General features: G+C 68.9%; 10 protein-coding genes. 5 read left to right on the forward strand and 5 right to left on the reverse strand.

Annotated elements, in window-relative coordinates:
- Positions 1–277, forward strand: a 277-nt coding sequence (locus VD972_RS33995) for a transposase domain-containing protein (protein ID WP_324992961.1), incomplete at its 5' end; no start/stop codon positions are given.
- Positions 278–374: 97 nt separating this feature from the next.
- On the opposite strand, the gene VD972_RS34000 is transcribed toward VD972_RS33995, so the two are convergent.
- Positions 375–1,094, reverse strand: coding sequence for a class I SAM-dependent methyltransferase (locus VD972_RS34000; protein ID WP_324992970.1), 720 nt, complete (start codon positions 1,092–1,094; stop codon positions 375–377).
- Between the two features lie 44 nt (positions 1,095–1,138).
- Here VD972_RS34000 and VD972_RS34005 point away from each other — a divergent pair, with 44 nt between their 5' ends.
- Together VD972_RS34005 and VD972_RS34010 are read left to right on the forward strand one after the other, a co-directional pair.
- A complete protein-coding gene (locus VD972_RS34005) occupies positions 1,139–2,185 on the forward strand; it encodes a hypothetical protein (RefSeq protein WP_324992962.1) in 1,047 nt (348 codons plus the stop codon).
- Positions 2,186–2,216: 31 nt separating this feature from the next.
- On the forward strand, positions 2,217–3,869 hold the full coding sequence (locus VD972_RS34010) for a DUF692 domain-containing protein (RefSeq protein WP_324992963.1): 1,653 nt from the start codon (positions 2,217–2,219) through the stop codon (positions 3,867–3,869).
- A gap of 14 nt (positions 3,870–3,883) precedes the next feature.
- Here the strand turns inward: VD972_RS34010 and VD972_RS34015 are convergent, their stop codons facing one another.
- The 4 genes from VD972_RS34015 to VD972_RS34030 all read right to left on the reverse strand — a co-directional run bounded on the left by VD972_RS34015 (position 3,884) and on the right by VD972_RS34030 (position 6,407).
- Positions 3,884–4,243: a hypothetical protein gene (locus tag VD972_RS34015; protein ID WP_324992964.1), complete on the reverse strand. Its 360-nt coding sequence runs from the start codon at positions 4,241–4,243 to the stop codon at positions 3,884–3,886.
- Complete coding sequence (locus VD972_RS34020; RefSeq protein WP_324992965.1) at positions 4,240–4,791, reverse strand: YaeQ family protein; 552 nt, start codon at positions 4,789–4,791, stop codon at positions 4,240–4,242. The genes VD972_RS34015 and VD972_RS34020 overlap by 4 nt, the downstream gene beginning before the upstream one ends.
- Complete coding sequence (thpR, locus tag VD972_RS34025; protein WP_324992966.1) at positions 4,792–5,361, reverse strand: RNA 2',3'-cyclic phosphodiesterase; 570 nt, start codon at positions 5,359–5,361, stop codon at positions 4,792–4,794. It abuts the gene before it with no gap.
- Between the two features lie 107 nt (positions 5,362–5,468).
- On the reverse strand, positions 5,469–6,407 hold the full coding sequence (locus VD972_RS34030) for a hypothetical protein (RefSeq protein WP_324992967.1): 939 nt from the start codon (positions 6,405–6,407) through the stop codon (positions 5,469–5,471).
- A gap of 151 nt (positions 6,408–6,558) precedes the next feature.
- On the opposite strand from VD972_RS34030, the gene VD972_RS34035 reads away from it, so the two are divergent.
- Both VD972_RS34035 and VD972_RS34040 read left to right on the forward strand, forming a co-directional pair.
- Positions 6,559–6,948: a BlaI/MecI/CopY family transcriptional regulator gene (locus tag VD972_RS34035; protein ID WP_324992968.1), complete on the forward strand. Its 390-nt coding sequence runs from the start codon at positions 6,559–6,561 to the stop codon at positions 6,946–6,948.
- Entirely contained in the window at positions 6,945–8,546 is a 1,602-nt protein-coding gene (locus tag VD972_RS34040) for a M56 family metallopeptidase (protein WP_324992969.1), read from the forward strand. Before VD972_RS34035 ends, VD972_RS34040 begins: the two co-directional genes overlap by 4 nt.
- The last annotated feature ends 113 nt before the right edge of the window (positions 8,547–8,659 follow it).

Consider the following 8,659-nt stretch of genomic DNA (forward strand, 5'->3'; position numbering starts at 1 on the left):
CGACGGCCACGCCCAGAGTGCCGGTAACATCCTCTCGCTCGTCGCCTCGGCGCGCCTGCACGCGCTCGACCCCGAGGCCTACCTGAGGGACCTCTTCCGCGTACTGGCCCACTGGCCCAGGCAGCGCTACCTGGAACTCGCCCCGCGCTACTGGGCCAGCACCCGGGCTCGCCTCGACAGCTGGGAACCTGCCGCAGAGCTCGGTCCTCTCACTGTCCCGCCGCCTCTCCTCCCGGCGCCGGAACAGGAGGCTGCGGCGAACGGATCGTCCCGATAGCTCTGGCTGTGAGGGCCTCGCGTCCATCGCCCCACTCTGCGCGGCTCTCCAGGCTCATGCCAGACGGGGTTCGTGCAGCGGATACCCGTCTATGACGTCACGGCTTCTTCGTGGCGACGACGACGCTGAAGGGCGTGAAGGGGCGCGGCATCAGCCCGTCTCGCACGTCCACCTCGAAGCCCTGCGCCTCCAGCAGCTCGCGGGCCCGGGGCACCATGAACGTCAGGTAGTACATGACGAAGGGCGGCTTCCATAATGCGTTGCGCACACGCATCGCCGCGTTGAAGCCCTTGGCGATCCAGTAGCCCGGGTTCAACACCGAGGGCGGGTGCACCGTGACGAAGACGAAGCGGCCCCCAGGCCGTAGCGCGCGTGCGAGCACCTCCACCAGCCGCACCTCGTCCTCCCCCACGATGTGTCCGAAGGCCCCGAAGCTCGTCACCACGTCGAACTCGGCCTCGTACGTCAGCTTCAGTACGTCGCTCTGGACCAGGGTGATCTTCGCCTCACCTGGTGCCTCCGCCAGCAGCTGGCGCGCCTCATCCAGCATCCCCCGGCTCAGGTCCACGCCCACCACCTCCTGACGGCACAGCGGCCGCAGGAAGCGCAGGGCCGCCCCCGTTCCACAACACAGATCCAACGCCCGATCGATGGAGCCTGGCGCACCCACCTGCGCCATCGCCGTCTTCAGCACCACGTCCGGTGTGCGGAACGGCGTGTACTCGAACTTCGGCGCGAGCAGATCGTACCCATGCTCGATCGAGCTGAGCGCCTGCTGTGCCAGCTCGAAAAACGTCGGGCCCTTGCGATGGAACATGGTCATCCGTGTAATATCCGCCCTCCCTGCCAGGGAGGGGAAACATGTCAAACCGAAATGCGTGGTTCGGTGCCGCAGCACTCAGCCTGACGGTCATCGCCGGCTGTGGTCCAGAGGATGAGACGCTGTCTCTGATGTCCATGCAGCAGGAGCTGATAGCGGGGTGTACCGCTTCCGGCGTGGATGGAGATGCCGACGGGATCGATGACGGAGACGAGAACTGCCTCCTCCAGCGCCACGCGCCCGTGGTCAACCTGCCCTGGACGATCGACTGGACGAAGCCCGCCAACGTGGACTGGTACCTGTCTCGCGTCCACATGCGCTTCACCCATGATGGTTGCTCCGACTGTGCCATCGTCGCCTTGGGCAGCGTGAACCAGACCAACATCACCAACCGCTCCCACACCGACAAGAACTGGCTCTGCTCGCATACCAGCACCACCCGGCTCTCGTACGGCACGGACTGGAACGACAGCGAGCACTTCTTCCTCCAGCCGCCAGATGACGCCGTCCACAACGGCAGCTCCAACTCCGCCGACTGGAAGGTCTACGGCCACGTCTACAAGAACAGCTATGGGGGCGTGAATGTCCAGTACTGGTTCTTCTTCCCGTACAACGACGCGCAGCTGAGCTTCAACCACGAGTCCGACTGGGAGCACATCAACGTGCGCCTCAACCCGGACTACTCCGTGGCAGGCGTCCACTTCGCGCACCACAAGAACGTCACCTACTACGCCAAGGCCAGCGTGCAGTGGTTCAACTCCACGCACCCGCTGGTGTGGACGGCGGATGGCAGCCACGCCAGCTACGTCTCCGAGTCGGTGTGTGACTCCACCATCGAGGAGGCGGGGTGGGGCGCCAGCAGCTGCGAGACGAACAACAACCACCGCTGGTTCACCTGGGCGGGCGGCAAGGGCACCCAGGCGGGCTTCCAGGGCGGTGGCGTCATCAACGTGGGGGAGAAGACGCGGCCGCTCAACGGCCAGAACTTCCTCAAGTACAACTCGCGCTGGGGTGAGATCGGCACCACCAGCACCACCAGCGGTGTGCGCGGGCCCGCCTTCCAGGGCAACTGGAGCCGAGATGGGTGAGCAGGGCGAGGGGCTCGGGTAGGGTAGGGGCATGGCTTCCTCCTCCGACTTCTGGACGCTGCCCTGGCGTGGGCTGGGCCTGAGCAGCAACCTCAGCGCCAGCGACCCGCCCCACCCCTACCGGCTGCTCGACGAGGAGCCCGAGCTCTTCGACTTCGTCGAGTACAGCGCTCCGTTGTCGCTCGGGGAGACGAAGAAGCACGCCACGCTGTTCCCGGAGATGCACCGGCGCCTCAAGGAGGTGCCGGTGCTCTTCCACCCGGTGCACCTCAACCTCTACGGGCCGGTGCTCGAGTCCGCCAAGGATCTCGAGGACCTGGACGCGCATGCGCGCAACGTGGGCAGCCCGTGGGTGGGCAACGACGTGGGCTGGTGGCACTCCGGCGGGCAGCCCTTCCCCGGCTACCTCTACCTCACGCCGCCCCTCACCAACGAGGGCCTGCAGGACTGCGCCGCCCACGCGCTCCACGTCCAGGCGGGGCTGAGCATGCCCCTGGCGCTGGAGAACCCCTCCGTCATCGCCCGGCGCGGGGACATGCACGTGCTCGACTTCATGGCCCGGCTGCAGTCGCGCACCGGGCTGCCCCTCCTGCTCGATCTGGGGCACCTCTTCAGCTACCAGCTCAGCGCCGAGCTGCCGCTGGAGACCGGGCTCGACGGCTTCCCATTCGATCGGGTCATCGAGCTCCACCTCGCGGGCGGCGTGGTGACGCGCCGCTGGGCCCGCCGCTTCTACGTGGACGATCACACCCAGCCTGTGCGCGAGGAGCTGTTCCAGCTGCTCGAGAAGGTGCTGCCGCGCTGCACCTCTCTGCGCGCGGTCACGTTCGAGGGAGATGGGCACCCTCCGGAGGTGGCGCTGATCACGCTGCGGCGCCTGCGCAACCTGGTGCCTCGGCAGACGCGTGAGCCTGTGCGCCTCACTCCCGTGGAGGCCACTCCGCCGCCCCTGAGCCACGTGAGCCGGCCCTGGGAGCTCTTCGATCTAGGCTATGGCGTCCGCCGGGCCGTGGTGGCCGATGATGTGGAGGGCACGATCGCCGAGACGGACTTCCGCCTCGCCGTGGTCGCCGAGCAGCTCGACCGGGACTTCCCCATCTCCCGGCTGCTGCTGGCGGGCACTCGCGAGGGGCTGCTGGCCTTCACCTCCTCCGCCGAGTTCCGAGAGTATTTCGAGGGCTCGGGGCGCTCGTTCGGCCACGCGTTCCTGGACTTCGCCCGGCGGCGCCTCCGCGAGTACCCGGATGAGGGGGCAGCGGCTGCGGCGGCGCTCTCCTTCGAGACGTTCCTCCCCACGCTGATGCAGCGGCCCATGTCCCCTCCCAAGCCAGGAGAGGTGGGGCTCGTGGAGGAGGCGCGGGTGGGCACCTTCCCGGCGGATCTGTCCGAGCTCGTCTACGCCGCCCGCGCGCTGCGTCGCCACCTCACCGGGAGGGCCTGGGCCAACGGCACGGTCGAGCTGAGCGGGCTGGAGTCCCTGGCGCAGACGGCCCGGCGGACCGTCTCCCGGCCGTGGCGCTTCGCCGTCCGCCGCAAGCGGGGGGGAGGCATGGAGGTGCACACGGCGCCGCCGGGGCTCTCCGAGGTGCTCCGAGCGTTGGCGCAGGGGCCCTTGCCCGAGAAGGAGATCGCCCCCTCGCTGCTCGCCGAAGCGCTGGGCAAGGGGCTCGTGCGGCGAGGGTGAGGCTCGGGCGAGACCTACGGGCCTTCGTCCTCGAGCAGCGCCGCGAGGAACAGCGAGTAGGTGAGCTCGGCCACCGGCCGCTGCTCGCGACGCGCCTGGGTGCGCAGCGCCTTCGGCAGCGAGCAGGGCTTGCCGTGCTCGCCATCGCGCATCTGCACGTAGCCTCGATCGGAGAACCCGAGCACCTGCCACCCTCGCTGGCGGAGGGCCTGGCTGAGGTCATCGGTGAGCTGGTGGTGGAGGGCCTTGGCGAGGGGCAGCGTGCCGAAGATCGGACTCTGCCAGCCGTGCTCGGTCTCGCTCCAGCCTCGCGCGCGCAGGTAGTGGGTCTTGCGGGCGAGCGAGAGCCCGCCGACGTGGCGCTCGAGCTTCACGGAGCCGCGCGGGTCAGTGGGCCGTCGAAGTGCTGGCCGTCGCAGTCGGCGTAGATGTGATCGCCCACGAAGGTCAGCGACAGCTTGACGCGCCGTGAATCGACGGCGGAGAGCGCACGCAGCAGCTCGGCATCCACCGCCGCGAGCTCGGCCTTGGCCACGCGCGCCGCCTTGACCTCACGCACCTCGCCGATGAACGCCTCGAGCCGCTCGACAGACTCGAACAGGACGGAGACCTTCGCGTGGGGGTTCTGATCGACGGCGCGCTGAAGCTTGAGCGGGTCCGCCTTGCCGACCCGCACCCAGTGGGTGACCAGTCCGGTGTAGTCGCGGCACTCGAGATCGGGCGCATCGGGTTCGCCCAGTCCCTTGCCGAAGGTCATCCGCTCTTCCCACAGCCAGCAGTAGGCGATCACCCGCAGCCAGAGGCGCTGCAGGGTCTCGGAAGGGTGGCGCGCGACCTTGATGCCGAGCTGCGGCTGATCGATCGAGCGATCGACGTGGCTCAAGGAGATCTGGAAGTCGTACAGCGTCGGGGCGAGGGCCATCTAGGGCTCCGGTGCCCCCAGCGGGTGGCGGGCCAGGGCGATATAGCGCATCCCCCCACGATCCGTCTGGCTCTCGAACAGTGCCAGCTCGCGCACGGCAAACTCCCCGAAGTCGGTGGTGCGCAGGGCGTCGGCACAGCGGCTCAATGCGGCGTCTCCCCGCGGGTTGCTGGCGCGAGCGAGCGTCACGTGTGGCTCAAACACCGCGTGATCCGGGGCGAGCCCCAGGGGCAAGAGCTCGACGGCGACCGCGCGCTGCAGCGCTCCGAGCGCATCGAGGTCTCCGGCCAGTCCAGCCCACAAGACCTTTGGGCAGTCGAGCGGCCCAAAGGTGCCGCTGCCCCTTGCACGCAACGAGAGCGGCCGGTTCCGGGAGGCGACCTTTGCCAGCGCGGCACCAACCGCCGGCACCGCCGCGTCGGACATCTCGCCCAGGAAGGCCAGGGTCAGGTGGAGGCTGTCGGGCCTCACCCAGCGTGCATCCGGAGCCAGCCGCGCCAGGCGGCGCAGCTCGACTTCCAGCCGCGCGCACAGCGCTGCACCCAGCTCGATGGCGATGAAGGTCCGCATCGTCAGCCCCGTTCCATCACGAGACGCGGTCGCGCGCAGCCCCTAACTCCCACCCTCAGCCTGGGTCCTTCACGCCGCGACCGGGTTGCGAACTTGCTCGAGGCCGCTCAGGCAGCCTTCTTCTGCCCGTAGAACTCCTGCCGGTGCTCCATGTACCGGGAGAAGTTGTGGGCGGTGAGCGGGTTCCAGGTGTTGAACTCGTTGATGACGGCGTCCTTCCCGCCACCCGTGCGCTGGCCGAAGATGTTCTTCGGCAGGCCGAAGAAGCCCGGGACCGGATCCGCCGAGTTGATGTGGTGGGTGTACTTCGGGCCGTCCGGGTACGAGCTCGCGGCGCTCCCGTAGGTCTCCACGGTGACGAGGTTGCGCAGCTTCGCCTCGGCCTCGCCGCTCTTCTGCCACGGCCAGAACTTCGTGGACTCGTTCGCCAGGCGGTCCTTCACGTTCTGCAGCGCGCGGCTCACGATGAGGCCGCCATGGCTGTAGCCGGAGATGGAGACCTGCTCGCCCTTGCTGATCTTGTCGTAGAGGACCGAGGTGAGCTGATCCACGGCCTTGTTCTCACCCGCGCGGATCTTGTCCAGGCCTGCCTGGAGGACGTCCTTCACGCCCCCCTCGGTGGCGTTGTAGATGCCGATGACGCTGTCTCCCGAGGAGTTGGCCAAAGACTTCATCTCCGACCGGATCGAGCTGTAGTCCGTCATGATGCCGTTGACGTGGATGACCGTGCGCCCGGTGCGGTTGCCGCCATCCGGCTCCATGGCCGGGATGTCCTGGATGCGCGTGGTGCGCGGGTCATACGCCCCGCCGGCCCCCACGAGGAAACCGTCGAGCTCCTTGTTGCTCTTGCCGCTCACATCGACCGGTGTGGCCCGGGCCGCGCGCGAGCCAGCGCCCACGAAGGCATCCCGGGTGAACAGCTCGGTGCGCGCCGACTTGGCCGGCTCGGCCCGGCTGGACACGGGCTCGGGACGAGAGGACGGCTCGGCGGCAGGGGAGACTCGAGCAGTGGGAGAGGGGCGCGAAGACCGATCGACACTGAGCATGGAGGGCATCTCGTGTAGGAGGGATGCCTTCATTGTCGCAGGTGGGATAGTGAAGTTGCGTGTAGCACATTGATTTCTGCGAATGCGGGTCGCGGCTGCAAGTACGACGGGCGTCGTTGACAAACTACGACTGGAATCGTACAACGGGCTCATGACAGCGGATGCACTCCCGACAGAAGCCGAGCTCGCCATTCTGGCGGTGCTGTGGAAGCGAGGCCCGAGCACGGTGCGTGAGGTGCATGAGGCCCTTGGGCGGGAGGAGGGGAAGGGCGCCGGCTACACCACCACCCTCAAGCAGCTGCAGGTGATGACCGCCAAGGGGCTGGTGGCCCGGGACGAGAGCGCCCGCAGCCACGTGTACGTGGCCCGTGTTGCCGAGGGGATCACCCAGCGTCAACTGGTGAAGGACCTGCTCGATCGTGTCTTTGGCGGCTCCGCGGCGAAGCTCGCCCTGCAGGCCCTGACGCTCAAGCCTGCCTCGAAGGAAGAACTCGAGGAGCTGCGCCAACTGCTGGATGACAAGGGAGGAGAGGACCGATGAGCGCTGCATGGATCGAAGAAGGTGTGGGGCGCCTGCTGGCCGTGTGGCTGGCCCACGGCGTGTGGCAGACGAGCGCCGTCGCGCTGGCTGCTGGCACCGCGCTGTGGCTGTTGCGCCGCAGCTCGGCCCGCTCCCGGTATGGGGTGGGGTACCTCGCGCTCGTCGCGCTGGTGCTCTCTCCCTTGGCCACCCTGCTGTTGCCCCGCCCCGCCCCCGTCGAGGCCCCGGTGCCCGCGAGCCAAGGGGCGCCCGCCCTGGTGAATGAGGCAGTGCCCGCCCTGGCCGCACCGAGCGTCGTCGCCGCCGCGCCGATGCAGGTGCAGGACTCGGAGCTCGCGGCGCTGGCGGCGCGCCTGCCTGCACTGCTCGTGGCCGTGTGGCTTGCCGGCGCCTGCGGGGTGGCGATGCGCCTCATGCTCGGCTGGAGACGGATGCGCGAGCGGCTCCTCAGGCCCGCGACGCCTGCGCCCGCGGAGCTCCTCCAGGTCGCCGCGCGGGTGGCGGAGCGGCTGGGCCTGCGTCGTGCGGTGGCGGTGCTGGAGTCGCCCCATGCGCCCTCTCCCCTGGTGGTGGGCGTGGTGCGTCCGGTGCTCGTGCTGCCGCTCGGCCTGAGCGAGCGGCTCACCGCGGCGCAGCTCGAGGCGGTGCTGGCACACGAGCTCGCGCACGTGCGTCGCCACGACGCCTTGGCCAACCTCGCGCAGTGCCTGGTGGAGGTGGTGTTCTTCTTCCACCCTGCGGCTCTCTGGCTGTCGAGCCGTGTGCGGCTCGAGCGCGAGCACTGCTGTGACGACGCAGCGGTCCAGCTGTGCGGCAGCGCTCGGGTGTACTCCAAGGCGCTGCTGGGCCTCGAGGAACTGCGCCAGTCGGGCCCGGCGCTGGCGCTGGGCGTGGGGAGTCAGCCGCTGCTCGCCCGGGTGCGGCGCCTGCTGGGGCAGGCCTCCGCGTCCGAGCCCAGAGGGCGCCTGGCCGCGCGCGTGGGCGTGGGGCTCATGGTGCTCGCTGCTTCCGGCGCAGCCTGGGCGTGGGATGGCCCGGCGGAGTCAGCGCGGACCGGGGGGAAGGGCCACGGCATCCTTGCCGGGGACTCGTGCACCAAGCCCGTCTACGCCAAGGACTTCAGCGCCATGGCCTCCTACCAGATGGAAGGCCGAAGCATTCGCAACCACATCTTTGTGTCTCGCTGTGGGCGGGTGCGCCTCGAGCCGGCGGACGGCGCACGCGTGCAGACGCTGCTGTACGACCCGAGCAACCGGGTGACGGCGTCCCTGGATCTCAAGGCTCGCAGCTATGATTTGCTGCAATTGCCTGGGCGGGTGGGGCTCCCCTTCCACCTGCCCGGCGGCTGCACCGAGGCGAGTGCGACCTGCTCGCTCGAGGGCGAGGAAGTGGTGGCGGGCCGGCGCACCCAGCGCTTCCTGCGCACCCACGCGCCTCATGACACGGTGACCAACTGGGTGGATCGGGAGCTCGGCTACCCCATTCGCGAGAAGGCTGACCTGTTTGGCACCCTGACGCTCGAGGACATCCGGGTGGCCGACCTCGATCCCGCTCTCTTCGTCGTTCCGAGCGACTTCCGGGAGATCACCTCCGAGTAGCACAGCGCGAGGAGGGAGGCGCTCACGCAAACCAGTCGTTGACCTCGGAATAGGTCAGCGCCGCTCCCTCCAGTGTCGGCGCCCACCGGCCCGCAAGCACTTGCTCCGCGTCA

The organism is Hyalangium sp. (genome assembly GCF_035629615.1).
Taxonomy (GTDB): domain Bacteria; phylum Myxococcota; class Myxococcia; order Myxococcales; family Myxococcaceae; genus Hyalangium.